Annotated in this window: 14 protein-coding genes and 1 tRNA gene; 4 read left to right on the top strand and 11 right to left on the bottom strand. The window is 67.9% G+C overall.

Annotated elements, in window-relative coordinates; all coding sequences use genetic code 11:
* Positions 1–90 precede the first annotated feature (90 nt).
* Entirely contained in the window at positions 91–1,932 is a 1,842-nt protein-coding gene (locus tag EAX62_RS06425) for a cation:proton antiporter domain-containing protein (RefSeq protein ID WP_121900746.1), read from the top strand.
* Here EAX62_RS06425 and EAX62_RS16675 read toward each other — a convergent pair.
* The gene (locus EAX62_RS16675; protein WP_233557825.1) at positions 1,873–2,472 is read right to left on the bottom strand and encodes a hypothetical protein; all 600 of its coding nucleotides are present in this window, start codon (positions 2,470–2,472) and stop codon (positions 1,873–1,875) included. The genes EAX62_RS06425 and EAX62_RS16675 overlap by 60 nt on opposite strands.
* On the opposite strand from EAX62_RS16675, the gene EAX62_RS06420 reads away from it, so the two are divergent.
* Positions 2,471–3,286, top strand: a complete 816-nt coding sequence (locus tag EAX62_RS06420) for a hypothetical protein (RefSeq protein ID WP_158600574.1) — start codon at positions 2,471–2,473, stop codon at positions 3,284–3,286. The two genes, EAX62_RS16675 and EAX62_RS06420, sit on opposite strands and share 2 nt — an antisense overlap.
* Positions 3,287–3,310: 24 nt before the next feature.
* Here the strand turns inward: EAX62_RS06420 and ypfJ are convergent, their stop codons facing one another.
* Positions 3,311–4,201, bottom strand: a complete 891-nt coding sequence (gene ypfJ, locus EAX62_RS06415; protein ID WP_121900744.1) for a KPN_02809 family neutral zinc metallopeptidase — start codon at positions 4,199–4,201, stop codon at positions 3,311–3,313.
* Between the two features lie 97 nt (positions 4,202–4,298).
* Here ypfJ and EAX62_RS06410 point away from each other — a divergent pair, with 97 nt between their 5' ends.
* Positions 4,299–4,997 carry an NUDIX hydrolase gene (locus EAX62_RS06410; RefSeq protein WP_121900743.1) on the top strand — a complete coding sequence of 233 codons (699 nt, stop codon included), beginning with the start codon at positions 4,299–4,301 and terminating at the stop codon, positions 4,995–4,997.
* On the opposite strand, the gene EAX62_RS06405 is transcribed toward EAX62_RS06410, so the two are convergent.
* Together EAX62_RS06405 and EAX62_RS06400 are read right to left on the bottom strand one after the other, a co-directional pair.
* Complete coding sequence (locus EAX62_RS06405; RefSeq protein ID WP_121900742.1) at positions 4,982–5,818, bottom strand: Bax inhibitor-1/YccA family protein; 837 nt, start codon at positions 5,816–5,818, stop codon at positions 4,982–4,984. The genes EAX62_RS06410 and EAX62_RS06405 overlap by 16 nt on opposite strands.
* 98 nt (positions 5,819–5,916) lie before the next feature.
* A tRNA-Leu gene (locus EAX62_RS06400) sits at positions 5,917–5,991 on the bottom strand.
* Between the two features lie 106 nt (positions 5,992–6,097).
* Between EAX62_RS06400 and EAX62_RS06395 the strand changes: the two genes are divergently transcribed.
* Complete coding sequence (locus EAX62_RS06395; RefSeq protein ID WP_121900741.1) at positions 6,098–7,057, top strand: CAP domain-containing protein; 960 nt, start codon at positions 6,098–6,100, stop codon at positions 7,055–7,057.
* Positions 7,058–7,204: 147 nt separating this feature from the next.
* Here EAX62_RS06395 and EAX62_RS06390 read toward each other — a convergent pair whose 3' ends face one another.
* The 7 genes from EAX62_RS06390 to mfd form a co-directional block, all read right to left on the bottom strand.
* Positions 7,205–8,116 (bottom strand): Ppx/GppA phosphatase family protein, encoded by a 912-nt coding sequence (locus EAX62_RS06390; RefSeq protein ID WP_121900740.1) that lies wholly within the window; start codon positions 8,114–8,116, stop codon positions 7,205–7,207.
* The gene (locus EAX62_RS06385; protein ID WP_121900739.1) at positions 8,113–8,625 is read right to left on the bottom strand and encodes a DUF501 domain-containing protein; all 513 of its coding nucleotides are present in this window, start codon (positions 8,623–8,625) and stop codon (positions 8,113–8,115) included. The genes EAX62_RS06390 and EAX62_RS06385 overlap by 4 nt, the downstream gene beginning before the upstream one ends.
* A gap of 30 nt (positions 8,626–8,655) precedes the next feature.
* Entirely contained in the window at positions 8,656–9,285 is a 630-nt protein-coding gene (locus EAX62_RS06380) for an FtsB family cell division protein (RefSeq protein WP_121900738.1), read from the bottom strand.
* 30 nt (positions 9,286–9,315) lie between these two features.
* Positions 9,316–10,593: a phosphopyruvate hydratase gene (eno, locus tag EAX62_RS06375; protein ID WP_121900737.1), complete on the bottom strand. Its 1,278-nt coding sequence runs from the start codon at positions 10,591–10,593 to the stop codon at positions 9,316–9,318.
* Positions 10,594–10,698: 105 nt separating this feature from the next.
* Positions 10,699–11,319, bottom strand: coding sequence for a MazG family protein (locus EAX62_RS06370; RefSeq protein WP_121900736.1), 621 nt, complete (start codon positions 11,317–11,319; stop codon positions 10,699–10,701).
* 12 nt (positions 11,320–11,331) lie between these two features.
* Positions 11,332–11,823, bottom strand: a complete 492-nt coding sequence (locus EAX62_RS06365; RefSeq protein WP_121900735.1) for a hypothetical protein — start codon at positions 11,821–11,823, stop codon at positions 11,332–11,334.
* A 46-nt stretch (positions 11,824–11,869) separates the two neighbouring features.
* A complete protein-coding gene (gene mfd / locus EAX62_RS06360) occupies positions 11,870–15,352 on the bottom strand; it encodes a transcription-repair coupling factor (protein WP_121900734.1) in 3,483 nt (1,160 codons plus the stop codon).
* Positions 15,353–15,393 lie beyond the last annotated feature (41 nt).

Below are 15,393 nucleotides of genomic sequence, written 5' to 3'. Positions count from 1 at the left end.
AACTGATACGCACGTGACGGGGTGCCACGGGTACCGCAAGAATGCTTCCCGGGAAGCACGACGCCTCCCACTCCTGCAGAACGGACGCACATGGAGCTGCTGATCAGCGGCACGATTTTCGTGCTCGCCATGCTCGTTGTCTCGAGGCTGGCGCAGTGGCTGCACGTCTCCGCCCCCCTGCTACTCATGCTGGTGGGGCTGGGGGCGTCCTTCCTGCCGTTCATTGAAGTGCCCCGACTGCAGCCTGAGTTCATCCTGCTGTGGATTCTTCCGCCACTCCTGCACGCCGCCGCACTCAACACCTCGCTCATCGATTTCCGACGCAACATCGCGGCCATCGGGTGGTTGTCCATCGGACTCGTCATCGCCACGGCGCTGGCCGTGGGCGTGGTCGCGTCGGCGCTGCTGGGACTGCCGCTGCCGGTCGGGATCGCACTGGGTGCCGTTGTGGCCCCGCCCGACGCGGTGGCGGCCACCGCCGTGGCCAAACGCGTCGGCCTACCCCGGCAGGTCACCATCCTGCTCGAGGGCGAGTCGCTCGTGAACGACGCCACGGCGCTCGTGCTGTTGCGGACCTCCATCGGCGCTCTGGGCATGGCCATCGGTGGGTGGCAGGTGGCCGGCGACTTCGTCTGGGCGGCCCTCAGCGCCGTCATCATCGGCTACGTCGCCGCCCGCCTCGTGGGGTTCGCGTTCCACTTCTTCGAGGCCCCGCAGCTCCGGACCGCACTGTCCCTGCTGGTGCCGTTCGCCGTGTACGTGCCCGTCGAGGAGGTGGGTGGCTCCGGCGTGCTGGCGGTGGTGGTGGCCGGCCTCGTCCTGAACCACCGCGCGCAGGAGGAGCAGGATGCCCAGTCGCGCGTGGCGCAGCGGGTCAACTGGAGCACCATCTCCTGGCTGCTGGAGCACACGGTGTTCCTCCTGGTGGGACTGCAGACCAAGTCAATCTTCGCTGACGCCGCCTCCTCCGCGTGGCAATGGCCCATCATCCTGCTGGTGTCAGTGGTCACCCTCGTCACGGCCGTGGTGCTGAGGATCCTGTGGACCCTGGGCTCCGTCGTCGTCTCCCGGAAACTCAACAGGGCGTCGGTGCCCGGCGCACTCGTGGTGGGGTGGGCCGGCATGCGCGGTGTGGTGACGCTCGCCGCGGCGCTGACGCTGCCCTTCGACTTCCCGGCCCGCGAAGTGCTGGTGTTCGTGGCGCTGTTCGTGACGGTCTGCACCCTGCTGGGCCAGGGCCTCACACTGCCGGCGCTGGCCAAGCGGCTCGGCACCAACGGGCCTGACGCCCGTGAGGACGCCGTTGAGGAGGTCATCGTCACGCACCGCGCCAGCGTCCGCGCACTCCACGACCTGGGTGAGACCATCGAGACCGAGGATGAGCAGGCCGCCTACCGGGAGATCGTGCGCAGCAACACCCAGCGGCTGAGGTCCCTGTGGGATCGTCTCGACCGCCAGGGCACCGAGACTCCGGAGGCCACGCAACGCCAACTCAACCTGGAGATGCTGCAGGCCCAGCGACAGGCAGTGCTGGAGTTCCGCACCACCCACAATGTGGAGCAGGCTCTCATCGCCGACCTGCTGTCCTCGCTCGACATCCAGGAGGCAGGCCTCCAGCGGCACGCGGACAAGTCGGAGTCCATTGAGAACGCCCCGCCGGTGGCGGGACCCGATGACGCACCGTGCCGGGATCTGGCGGACGCACCCCTGCACATCAAGCCCGCCAGCATGACGAGTTGCACGCAGTGCGAGGCCGAGGGGCGCCGCCCCGAGGATCTGGCACTGTGCCTCACGTGCGGGCACATCGGTTGCGTGGAGGGGCTGCACCACGCGCAACAACACTTCGAGGACACGGGCCATCCGGTGCTGCGGTCATTCACCCCTGGCGAGTCGTGGCGGCGCTGCCTCGTCCACCACGTCGGCACTGACTGAGTCGGGGCGGAGGCTTCCGCGTTCCCGCAGCTCGATCCACTCCGAGTCACAGCCCGGGCACCGGTACACAGGCGCACCTTCCACCACCTGGTCCGTCATCACTTCGCAGCAGGCGTCCTCGCAGGGGTGGGACACCAGGAACCGCGCCGCCATGCCATCACCCCTCTCGGTGGTCTCGTGGTTTCCGAGCCTACCGGCGACCCACGTCCGCGCCCCGGGTTGATCGCCACACCACCCACCTGAGGTGCGTCCACGGTGTGCGTTCGTTGCTGAGCGTGGCGCCAAGTAGCCTTGGCGGGTGAACCATGCCCGCAGGACAGCCGCCGTTGCCCTCGTGGTGATGGTGGCCGGCTGCGTGCCGCCCGGCCCGAGCCCGGTTTCGCCCTCCCCCACACCGATCGTCAGCGCCGCCCCCACGCCTTCACCGTCGCCACCCCCTGCGTCGCTGTCGCCCAGCCCCTCGCGCACGGTGGACCCGAGTCCCAGTCGTAGCGAAACCCGGCGGTCGGCCTCCCCGGAGGCGACGCCGTCGCTACCCATGCCGTTCCGCATCAGGGAGTCGTTGCTGGACGGCGGTGCGGCCCTGGCCGTGAAGGAACTGCACGAGGTGTCGGGCCTGCGGCCAGCCCTCAAGCTGGACGTCTCCGCCAACGAGGTGACCCTGACCGTCCTGGGCATGGATCTGCAGGCCGTCAGCTACCGCTGGCGGGACGGGACCATCGACGTGGCGCAGACTGACGTTCAGTACCTGCGCCAGACCACCTTCTGGCCCACCGACTTCGCCATGGACAACGTCCGCCGCATCTTCGACGTCGCCGCCCTGCTGGGAACGTCCTCGAACGGTCAGGTGCTGCAGGTGGTGGAATACAGCCCGGGTCACGTCTACATGAGTGTCACAACCACCCCGGAGAGCAACACCATTTTCTTCCGGAAGGACGCCACGGTCTTCCGCAGCCTCGACACCCGCAGCGTCGCCGACATCCGGGAGGGCATTGACGCCGTGACTCCCGGCCGGGGACCCGTCCTGTCCATCGGATTCGATGCCTCACGGGGTTACTACGCCGAGATGCCCGGACCCGACAACACCATCGTTCGCCGCGCACGCATGCAGAACCGGCCCACCTTCTCGTCGAAACGGACGGGGGTTTCCCCGCTGACCCCCTTCGAGGCAAGCGTCGTCGATCCGGCAGCGCTGGCGCGGACCATCTCCCTGCACGACGAGTCGGGCAAGGGATGCACCGTGGAGATCGACAACCGCTTCAACCGCGTGCAGCCCGTGGCCACCTACCAGTGCGACGGCACAACCTTCCACTCCGACATGGGAGGCATCGACCTCACCGACCAACTGCGCTGAGGCCCCCGCCACCCGTAGGAGCCGTCAGAGATCCTTGGCGGAGAAGGTGTCGCAGGCGTTCGGGTCACCGGAGTCGAACCCCTTGGTCACCCACCGCTGGCGCATCTCCGACGAGCCGTGCGTCCAGCTCTCCGGTACCACGCGTCCGCCTCCCTGCTCCTGGATGTGGTCGTCGCCCACGGCGCTGGCGGCATCGGCCACCCGGGCCAGGTCATCACGCGTGACCTTCTGGATGGGTGAGTTCGCGTCCTTCACCGTGTTGGCGAAGAAGACGCCGGCGTAGCAGTCGGCCTGCAGCTCCAGCCGCACCTGGTTGGACTTGGGCCCCGTGTCGTTGCCACCGGCGCGGGACTTCTCCATCTGCCCCGTCAGGTTCGAGATGTGGTGACCGAATTCGTGAGCCACCACGTAGGCCTCGGCGGCGTCGCCGCCCGTGGCCCCCAACTGGGTGAGGAGCTTCTCCGTGAACTGCGTGTCGACGTAGACCGTGGCATCGCCGGGGCAGTAGAACGGCCCCATCTCCGAGGAGCCGGTGCCGCACGCGGTGGAGATCTGGCCGCTGAAGATCTGCATGGGGGCAGGCTCGAAGCCGTCGACGGCCGTTGACCAGTACCCCTGGATGGCGCTGGCGTAGGCATCCCACCGGCACTCGGGGTTGGCCTCGAGGTCGCTGCCCTTCAGGCCCGTGCACGAGATCTCGGACTGCCCGTTCCCGGGGTCCTGGCCGGTGTCGCCGGTACCCATGACGTCCTCGAGGTTGATGCCCAGGTTGTTGCCGAACAGCAGGACCAGGACGAGGACGACGACGCCACCCACTCCGCCACCGATGGCCATGCGTCCGCCGCCGCGTCGACCGGACCCGCCACCACGACGAACCTCGGCCGTGTCGATCCGGGCGTCATCCCTGTACTCCATCTGGTCCCCCTCGAGTTCCTGTTGGCCGGATCAGCGTAGCCGAGGGGGTGGCCACGCACGCCCTGATGGCTCCACGGGTAGCCGATAGACTGGCCGGATGCGTGTCGTTGGAGTCCTCTCACCCGTGGGCTCCCAGAGGGTCAACGTGACCATCCGACACGGCGAACATCCCGCCGAAGCGCTGTTCGCCCGCGGTTTCGTCCCAGTGCGGCCGCTGGCAGCCAACCTTGTTGAGGACGAGATCGTCTTTACCTACCTCGTCCGCGACGTGTCATCCGGGGACCGGCGCCCACGCCGGCGCCACGTGGTGCACGAGGAGCCGAGCGCAGCACAGCAACCCGTGGTGCACCAGAGGATCGGCGCCTACGCCGTGGTGCTGTCCGAGCGCGGCCTGCTGGGCACGGTCAATTCCTCCCTCACGGGCGCACCCGGCACCTGGACCCTGCCCGGAGGTGGCATCGACCCGGGTGAGTCCCCGTCACAGGCCGTCCTGCGGGAGGTGTTCGAGGAGGCGGGACAGGAGATCCGGATCGTGCGGGTGCTGGCGCTGGAGTCGGACCACTGGATCGGCCGTTCGACCACCGGCGTCCTGGAGGACTTCCACGCCCTGCGCATCGTCTACGGCGCAACAAGCGAGGCACCCAGCGACCCCGTTGTCCACGATCTCGGAGGATCGACGGAACGGGCTGACTGGGTGCCTCTGCGCACGTGGCGCGCGTTGCACTGGACGATCAGCTCACGGACGCTGCTGGCGCGCCATCTTCGCTCGCTGAGCGGACATCAGTTCCTGAAGTAGGACAGGATGCGGAGGATCTCGACGTAGAGCCACACCATGGTGACCGTGACACCGAAGGCCGCACGCCAGGATTCGCTGGCCGGGGCCTGCGAGGCGACGCCGCGCTCGATGAAGTCGAAGTCGATGATGAGGTTGAACACTGCAAGGCCGACGGCCAGCACGGACACCGCAATGGACAGCAGGCCGGCGCCGCTCCCGAATCCGACGAGGCCGGTGTTGACGCCCGCCAGGGAGAGGAAGAGGTTGACCAGCATGACGCCGGCCAGTGACGCGGTGGCGATGAACACGAACTTGCGGAACTTCTGGGTCACGCGGATGTTGAAGAACTTGTACGCCGCCAGGGTTGCGCCTGCCGCGATGAAGGTGGCCAGCACGGCCGAGCCGACGATGCCGGGGTACATCGTCTCGAAGAACTTCGAGATGGCACCGACGAAGACACCCTCCACTGCTGCATAGAACAGCACGCCACCGACGGGCACCTTGCGGCGACCTGCCACGACGAACACCGTCACGAGCCCCACGAGGGCCGAACCGATGAGTGCAGGGAACATGAAGTCGGTGGGCAGGAACATGAACGTCAGGGCGGCGGACAGGAACACCACCAGCAAGGTGGCGGCAGTCTTGGCGATCACGTCATCCAGCGTCATCACACCACCGGTGGGCTGCGGCTGCTGGTAACCCTGCGGCTGGCCCTGCTGCGGGTATCCCTGGAAGCCATTCTGCTGCTGGCCCCATTGTCCGGGTGCCTGCTGGTAGGGGGCCTGCGGCTGCGCAGCACGACCGTTGAAGGTGTCACTGTTCCTGAAGATGGGGTTTGCCATGGTGCAACTTTCTGGTTGATGGAGCTACCCTCCATGGTACCGGCCACCGGCGCAAGTGGTAGTGGGCAGCTTCATCGCCGCCGCGGGACGCCACGCAGTGCCCCCGACGGGATTCGAACCCGCACCTGTGGCGGGTTTAAGCCGCCTGCCTCTGCCAGTTGGGCTACGAGGGCCTGCTCCGCGGAGCAGTCTAGGCGTTTGTTCATGTTTCAGGTTCAGGGGTGAGCGCTGTTAGCATCAAATAGCCGGTGGGGACCGTCATATGGAAGGACTCCACCCATGCGAGGACGATTCATCGTCGCGCTCATCGCCGCCACCACTCTTCTTCTCGGGCTTGTCGCAGCACCCGCCCATGCCGCCACGGGCGCCTCGTCGCAGAAGGACCACGCCCAGCAGGTCGCCGACCTCGTGGACCGCCACAACGCGATCCGGAAGAGCAACGGGCTCACGCCCCTGAAATTCGCGCCGACGATCGCGCAGCAGATCTCCCAACCGTGGTCCATGCAGATGGCCAACAGCAACAACCTGTCGCACAACTCGAACTTCGGGTGGTCGGGTGCCAACCGGTGGGCTGAGAACGTCGCCTACACCTCCAACGATGAGGACACGGTGCACCTCATGCAGATGTGGATGGACTCCGCCGGGCACCGCAAGAACATCCTCAACCCCGCCTACACGGTGATCTCCGTCGGGCTCGTCCGCAAGAACGGCCTGTCCTGGGCCACCGCCAACTTCTACGCCGGCTCACTGCGCACCCCCGGCACGCTCTACGCCTCAGGAGCGTCATGGCTGTCCGCCTCCGGGTCGAACGGCTCCGGCTCCACCGGCTCGCCCCTCGACGTCTACACGACGCCCGGGACGCACCACGTCAACGGCCGCGACTGGCGGACCTCCTGTGCCCCCTACTCCCAGACGAAGCGGTGCACCACGGAGATCTGGGCCACGCAGGTGAGCCACAACAAGGGCCGCTACGTCTCCACCAACGGCTGGGTGTTCAACAACCTGACCTACCTGCCGTCGGCGAGGTCGCTGTGGAAGACCAACAACCTGGGCCGCGATGCGTCATGGAGCGCCAACGGTCGCAACTGGCGCACCGAGTGCGACACCGCCGCGACGGGCCGCAACGGCTGCCGCAGCTACATCTGGACCTCCGTGGTGGTCTCCACGCCGACGTCCGCCGGATACCGCTATTCGTTGAAGAACCAGTGGGTGTTCAACAACACTGTGAAGTTCAGCTGACATCCCCGCAGACGAAGTACTCCGCAACCGTCCTCGTCAACGTCACACGTGGCGTGCGCGAGGGCGCGGGGTTCACCCACGTTCGCACGGTCGGCACGAACATGCGTGATGACAGGGGTGGTGAGGCCCGCCTGAGCAGGCAGTGCCTCACCCGAGGAGTTCGTGGGCGATGCCGTCGAGGATGTCGGTCTCGCTGACCAACACGCACCCGCCCGGCACCCTCGCGGAGATTTCGTCGAGGATGAGTGAGCCGCCACCGATGACACCGGCGCGCAACGGGTGCATGCACGGCTCCGATTCGATGTCGGCCACCTTCGTGGTCGTCCAGTGGGCGCAGGCCGCGGCGATGTCGTCGCGGCTCAGCCGTGCGCCGTGCACCGCATCCCGGGAATACTTGTCCAGTCCCAGCGTCGCGGCGGCCACCGACGTGACCGTGCCAGCGACGCCCACAGCGGTTGCGATGGCGCCGAAGTCGACGCCAGAGCCGTCCAGCAGGCCCCCGATGAACTCCCGTGCTGCCTGCTGCTCCCCGGTGGTGGGCGGGTCGGTGTGCAGGAACCGTTCCCGGACACGTACGGCCCCCACGTTGAGACTGATGGACAAGACGACGTCGTCGCCCTCCACCACCACGAGTTCTGTGGAGCCGCCGCCGATGTCGAGGACCAGGGCGGGCTGAGGTGCTTCGATGCCGCTGCGCACGCCCTCGGCTGACAATCTGGCCTCCTCGTCGCCGGTGATGACGTCAACGTCCACGCCGAGTCGCCCGCGGACGCCGTCGAAGAACACGTCGCGGTTGGTGACGTCGCGCGCCGCGGAGGTGGCCACGAACCGCAGCCTGTCCACCCCGAGATCGGCCACGATGCCGGCGAACTCGTCACACACCACGAAGGCGCGCGCCAGTGCGTCGGCGTGGAATTCGCCGGTGGCGTCCACACCCTGCCCCAGCCGGGCGAGCCTCACCTCGCGGCACAGCTCGGTGGTGCCGCCGTCGGACCGCCCGCGCAACACCAGGAGCCGGATGGAGTTGGTGCCGCAGTCGATGGCCGCGACGGTCGTCACTGCTCGCCCTCCGCGTCGCTCTGCCCCACCTGGCACGGGTTCAGCCAGAACTCACCGATGGCCTCCAGCGCTTCGTCGCCGAGCGGGTTGACGCCGGGTCCCGCGGCCAGGGCATGACCCACGAGCACGTGGATGCACTTGACCCGCGTCGGCATGCCACCCGCAGAGATGCCCTCGATCTCCGGGACATGCCCGAGCGCCTCACGGTCCTGCAGGTACGCATCGTGGGCGGCGCGGTACCGGGCAGCCAGTTCTTCGTCCTCACGTAGCCGCTGGGTCATCTCCGCCATGACGCCATTGGCCTCCAGCGTGGAGCACCCCGCGACGGCACGCTGACACGTCAGGTAGTAGGTGGTCGGGAACGGGGTGCCGTTGTCGAGGCGCGGCAAGGTCTGCACCACGCCGGGTTTGCCGCAGGGGCATCGCCAGGCCACGGCGGCAACGCCACGGGGTGCGCGGCCCAGCTGAGCCTCGACGGCGGCGAGGTCCTCGGGTGTTGGTGTGCTCATGGGTCCCATCTCGAATGGCTCCGACATTGGCTAGGAGGTTGGGCTGGGTGTTGGCGACGGCACGGTGGAAGGGTCGGGCACCGGTGTGGCTGGCGCTTCCTCCTCGACGGGCTGGTCGGCGACCACCACCGAACCCCAGACGCGCTCCCACCACAGCCCGGTGGGTTCGTCGGGGGCCAGGACAGCGGAGTCGCCGCCAATGGGTTCACCGTCGGCCCCGATGACGCGGTAGCCCACCTCACCGGGCATGACCCAGCCCAGGCGGGAGCGGGCCTCGGCGCGGACGAAGTCCGGGTCCTTCCAGCGGGCGATCTGGTCCTCGAGCTCAGCGATGTCGTCGCGTTTGTCCTGGATCTCGGAGCGGTACTGGGCGATCTCCTGGCGCTGGGCGAAGTAGACGCGCAGGCTCTGGGCCAGCGTCACGGCGATGGCGGCCACCACCACACCCAAGATGATGAGCCGCCAGGTGACGCCCAGCGCACGCCCGCCACGCATACCCGGGGTCGGCTCGGGCGGCTGGGCTGCATCCACATCGTCAATCGCCACGGAGCGGGAGGTGACGTCGCGTGACGCACGCTCCCCCGGACGCGCAGCAGTCCGGGTACGCGGCGAACCGCGACCCGGACCGGTGCTCTTCTTCTTGCTTGCTGGCCTACCCATTCATCCAGTGTGACGGGTATGCCACCAGACTCAGCCCTTGAAACGCGGGAATGCCGAACGTCCTGCGTAAACAGCGGCGTCGTCGAGGTCCTGCTCGATGCGCAGCAGCTGGTTGTACTTGGCGACGCGGTCCGTACGGGCCGGTGCGCCGGACTTGATCTGGCCACAGCCGAGGGCCACGGCCAGGTCGGCGATGGTGGTGTCCTCGGTCTCGCCGGAACGGTGGCTCATCATGGTGCGGTACCCGTTGCGGTGTGCCAGGTCGACGGCGTCGATGGTCTCGCTGAGGGTGCCGATCTGGTTGACCTTGACGAGCAGCGAGTTGGCCGTGGCCGTGTCGATGCCGCGCTGCAGGCGCTCCACGTTGGTGACGAACAGGTCGTCGCCGACGATCTGGACGTCGGCGCCCATACGGTCGGTCATGGCCTTCCAGCCGTCCCAGTCCTCTTCGTCCAGTGGGTCCTCAATGGAGACCAGCGGGTAGTCGGCCACGAGGCCGGCGTAGTAGTCCACCATCTCCTCGGAGGTCTTCTGAGCCCCCTCGAATGCGTAGGTGCCGTCCTTGAAGAATTCGCTGGCGGCGACGTCAAGGGCGAGGGCCACCTGGGTGCCAGCCTCGTAGCCGGCGGCCTTGATGGCCACCAGGATCAGGTCGAGGGCTGCACGGTTGCTCTCCAGGTTCGGCGCGAAGCCGCCCTCGTCACCCAGGCCGGTGGACAGGCCACGGTCCTTCAGAACCTTCTTGAGTGCGTGGTAGACGGCCGCACCCATCTCGACGGCCTCGGCGAAGCTCTCGGCGCCGATCGGGGCGATCATGAACTCCTGGATGTCGACGTTGGAGTCGGCATGCGATCCACCGTTGAGGATGTTCATCATGGGAACGGGCAGGATGTGCGCGTTGGGGCCACCGACGTAGCGGTACAGCGGCAGCTCAGCCTCTTCGGCGGCAGCGTGGGCCACGGCCAGGGAGACGCCGAGGATGGCGTTGGCGCCCAGCTTGGCCTTGTTGGGGGTGCCGTCCAGCTCCAGCATGGCGTGGTCGATGAGGCGCTGCTCGGAGGCCTCGAAACCGAGGACCTCTTCGCCGATGACGTCGACGACGTTCTTGAGGGCGGTCAGAACGCCCTTGCCGCCATAGCGGGAGCCGCCGTCACGCAGTTCAACGGCCTCGAAGGCGCCGGTGGATGCACCGGAGGGAACCGCGGCACGGCCACCCGCGCCGGAGTCGAGCTGCACTTCAACCTCAATCGTGGGGTTGCCCCGCGAGTCGAGGATTTCGCGCGCTTCGATGTATTCAATGGATGCCATAAAAAGATGCCTTTCCAGGATGGACCTAACGGACCCAGCCTATCGCCAACCCGCATCGGCGGGGCGAGCACCCCCATCCCTACGCGCAACCTCGATGCCGCAGCGTCAGTGCCGCGACGCCTCTTCGGCAGCCGTGATGTCGGCCTCGAGTGTGCGCAGGGCGCCCCGGATGGCAGCGTCGGCATCCACACCACTGGCCTGGGCGCGCGCCACGAGGTTCATGACCTCGCGACCCACCTCGTCCGCGGTGACGGGCTCTTCGGGCAGTGCGACGGGTACGCCGTGGGAGCGAGTGCGGGAGATGACCTTCTGGGCACGGGCCACGGAGCTCATCGACTGCGCAATCCCCTGCAACGACGAGGTCCGGCCCTTCTCGACGCGCTTGCGGGCTTCCCAGCTGACACGGATGTCGTCAGGCGCTTCCTCGCCGGCGAAGACGTGCGGGTGGCGGCGAACCAGCTTGTCGCTGACGCCCCGAGCCACGTCATCAAGGGCGAACCGGCCCTCGTCTTCTGCGATGCGCGCGTGGAAGTACACCTGCAGCAGCAGGTCCCCCAGTTCCTCACAGAGTTCGTCGTCGTCGCCGGACTCCACAGCATCCACCACCTCGCAGGTCTCCTCCACGAGGTGCGTCAGCAGTGACGCATGCGTCTGTCGCGCGTCCCACGGGCAGCGGAGCCGCAGCTCCGCCGTCACGTCGCGCAGTCGCTCCAGTTCGGATGCCACGGGCGGGACGGCTCAGCCCTGGGTGACGGGTGTGGACAGGGAACCGGAGCCCTCGATGCCCAGCTTCTCCGTGGACCACGTGCCGTAGCGGGGGTTCACCTCCACCTGGACCTGCGCGAGCGCGGCGTCCAGTTGGGCGGGTTCACCCTTGGCCCCCAGCACCGTGGAAGCGGCCTGCGCGAGGAGCAGGTCGGTGCAGTCGGGCTCCTGCGTCAGGAACGGTCCGAAGTTCTCGTCGGCCAGCAGGATGGAGCGCAACTCTTTGTCGTCGAGCTTGATGCTGGTGATGTCAGCCACCTCGCGGAAGATCTCCGCGTGGATGAGCGTCTGCAGCGCCAGCGAGTCCGTGACCTGGGTGGTGCCCACCGCGGGGCAGGCCGCCACGATGTCGGCGACCCTGGCCGTGGTGATGGTGGTGTCGCCCACCTGGGCGGCCACCGTGGGGCTGGGGCTGCACCCGACGAGGGCGACAACAAGCAGGGGTGCCAGACGGGCAGGCTTCATGAGGGTGTCCTTCTTCCACTTCGACGCGAGGCCGATCCTACAGCGATCACCCGAAGACCTGCTCCACCAGGGTCGTCGCCCACTGGAGGGCGTCGCCGTCGGGCTTGGGCACCAGGATCAGTTCGGCGACGTTCTTGACGACGGCACCGGGGTAGAGCCGTGCCAGGCGCATCTGCCGCGACTCCGGAAGGTTCACAGGAGAGAAGCGAACGTTCTTCCCCTGCACCACCACCTCCTCGATGCCGTACTCGCGGCAGTGGTTGCGCAACCTGGCCACCGTGAGGAGGTCCTGCACAGGCTGCGGCGGGTCACCGAACCGGTCGGCAAGTTCGGCACCGGCGGCCTCGATGTCGGCCTCTGTCCGGATCTCCGCGATCTGCTTGTACATCTGCAGGCGCAGCCGTTCGGAGGTGATGTAGTCCGACGGCAGGTGCGCCTCGATGGGCAGTTCGATGCGCATCGTCGGTTCGGGGGTCGTGTCCACGCCGCGGTAGTTGGCGACGGCCTCCCCCACGAGCCGCAGGTACATGTCGAAGCCCACGTCGGCGATGTGGCCGGACTGCTCACCACCCAGCAGGTTGCCGGCGCCCCGCAGCTCCAGGTCCTTCATGGCGATCGACATGCCCGCGCCGAGGTCGGTGTGCGAGGCCATGGTGGCCAACCGCTCGTGGGACGCCTCCGTGAGGGGCTTGTCGCCGGGATAGAGGAGGTAGGCGTAGCCGCGTTCCCGGGAGCGCCCCACCCTCCCCCGCAGCTGGTGGAGCTGGGACAGCCCGAGCTGGTCGGAGCGCTCGATGATGAGGGTGTTGGCCGTGGAGATGTCGATACCCGCCTCCACGATGGTGGTGCACACCAGCACGTCGGCGCGACGCTCGAAGAAGTCCTGCATGACGGCTTCGAGGCGGCTCTCCCCCATCTGGCCGTGGGCGGTCACGATGCGGGCCTCGGGCACCAGTTCCCGCAATTGCGCCGCGGACTTCTCGATGGTGTTGACGCGGTTGTGCACCACGAAGACCTGCCCCTCCCGTGCCAGTTCACGCCGGATGGCCGCCTTGACCTGCGCGGTGTCGTAGGGGCCCGCGAACGTCAGCACCGGGTGGCGCTCCTCCGGTGGGGTGGCGATGACGCTCATCTCCCGGATGCCGGTGATGGCGGTCTCCAGGGTGCGTGGGATGGGCGTGGCGCTCATCGACAGGACGTCGACGTTGACACGCATCTCCTTGAGCCGTTCCTTGTGCTCGACGCCGAAGCGTTGTTCCTCGTCGACGATGACCAGGCCGAGGTCCTTGAACTGGATCTCCTTGCTGAGGAGGCGGTGGGTGCCGATGACCACGTCCACCTTGCCCTTCGCGAGGCCGTCGATGACGACCCTTGCCTCGGCGTCACTCTGGAACCGGGACAGCTGCGCCAGGTGCACGGGGAACCCCGCGAACCGCGAGGCGAACGTGGCGTGGTGCTGCGTGACGAGCAGCGTCGTGGGAACCAGTACCGCCACCTGCTTGCCATCCTGCACGGCCTTGAAGGCGGCCCTCACAGCGATTTCGGTCTTGCCGTAGCCGACGTCGCCGCAGATCAGGCGGTCCATGGGGACCAGCTTCTCCATGTCGGCCTTGACCTCGATGATGGCGCCCAGCTGGTCAGGGGTCTCCACATAGCTGAAAGCGTCCTCGAGCTCCCGCTGCCAGGGCGTGTCGGGGCTGAACGCGTGGCCCTTGGTGGCCTGCCTGGCCGCGTACAGCTTGATGAGCTCGGCGGAGATCTCCTTCACGGCCTTGCGCGCCTTGGACTTGCGCTTGTTCCACTCTGCGCCGCCCATCTTGTCCAGTGCCGGGGACTCGGAGCCGACATAGCGGGTCAGTTGGTCGAGCTGGTCCATGGGGACGAAGAGCCGGTCGCCGGGGTGGCCGCGCTTGCTGGGTGCATATTCCAGCACCAGGTAGTCCCGCACTGCACCCTGGACGGTGCGCTGCATCATCTCGACGAACCGGCCCACCCCGTGGGTCTCATGGACGACGGGATCACCGGTCTTCAGTTCCAGCGGCTCAATGGTGTTGCGTCGACGGCTCGGGAGTTTCTGCTGGCTGCGATCCGTGGCCTGCTGGCCGGAGAGTTCGGTGGCAGTGATGAAATCGATGCGGCTGGGCTCGGCCCGCCAGCCCTGGCTGAAGCAGCCCAGCACGATGCCCACCACGCCGGTGCGTGGCTCATCCGCGAGGTCCGTCACCTCAGCGGTGAGTCCCTGTTCGCCCAGCAACTCCACCATGCGCGTGGCGAGGCCCCTGCCCTCCACGCCGATGAGGACGCGCCAGCCATTCTTCACGGCGGTGCGGATGTGCTGCTGCGCCGCCTCGTAGTCGCCGTGGAAGCCGTCGGGGTGGGTGACGTCGAGGGTGCGGGAGTGCACGGAGGAGGCGTCGTAGGCCTCGCTCGCCTCGCCCGCGGCGAACGGTGACAGGCTCCACCATTTGTGGCCGATCTCCATGGCGTGCGCGCGGACGTCGGCCAGGCTCCAGTACGACGAGGCGCCGAGGTCGATGGGCGACTGGCCGCCCCCGGCCGCCGCCGCCCAACTGGCCTCGAGGAACTCCTGGCTGGTGGACACCAGTTCGGCGGCACGGGTGCGCACCAGTTCCGGGGAGGTGGTGATGACGATGGAGTGGGCCGGCAGCACGTCCACGAGTAGTTCGAGGCCGTCCACCAGCGCGGGGATCAGCGCCTCCATGCCCTCGATGGCATGTCCCTCGGCGATGCGACCGAGCATGTCGGAAAGTTCTGGATGCTGCATGACCAGTTTCCTGGCACGGTGCCGGACGGCGTCGGTCAGCAGGAGCTCGCGGCACGGCATGACGGTGACGGCCGGGAGGGTCTCCCCTGTGGAGCGCTGGTCGGCCACAGCAAAGGGGCGGATCTCCTCCACGTCGTCGCCGAAGAAGTCGATGCGGACAGGGTGTTCCATGGTGGGCGCGAACACGTCGACGATGCCGCCGCGGACGGCGAACTCCCCGCGGCGCTCCACGAGGTCCACCCGGTTGTAGGCGGCCGCCACCAGGTCGGCCAACAGGGTGGAGAGTTCGTATTCCTGGCCCGCCGTGACGGTGACGGGCTGCATGGCTGAGAGCCCTCGCACCTGAGGCTGCAGCACGGAGCGGACGGGGGCCACCACCACCCTGGGTACCTCCGCCCCCTCGCCGCGCAGCCGCCGCAGCACGGCCAGCCGACGGCCGACGGTGTCGGGTCGCGGCGAGAGGCGCTCGTGCGGGAGCGTTTCCCAGGCCGGGTAGTAGCAGACGGCTTCCTCGCCGAGCAGGCTGCCGAGTTCGGTGGTCAGCTGCTCAGCCTCGCGGTACGTGGAGGTGACCAGCAGGACAGTGCGGCCGGACTGGGCGGCGACGCTGGCCGCAGCCATGGGGAAGAAGGCGGGGACGACCGTCACGTCGAGGGCGTTGACGCCGGCCGAACGTGCGTCGGTGGCGGTGGCCTGGATCGCGGGGTCGGATTCGAGTGCGCTGATGAGGCCGGGAAACTTCACCGGATCAACTTACCCGCTCAGTCCGCGGGGGCATGCCCGGA

Source organism: Tessaracoccus antarcticus, assembly GCF_003688855.1.
Lineage (GTDB): Bacteria > Actinomycetota > Actinomycetes > Propionibacteriales > Propionibacteriaceae > Arachnia > Arachnia antarctica.
Note: the sequence above shows the minus strand (reverse complement) of the source record. Positions and strands in the feature narration are given on the sequence as shown.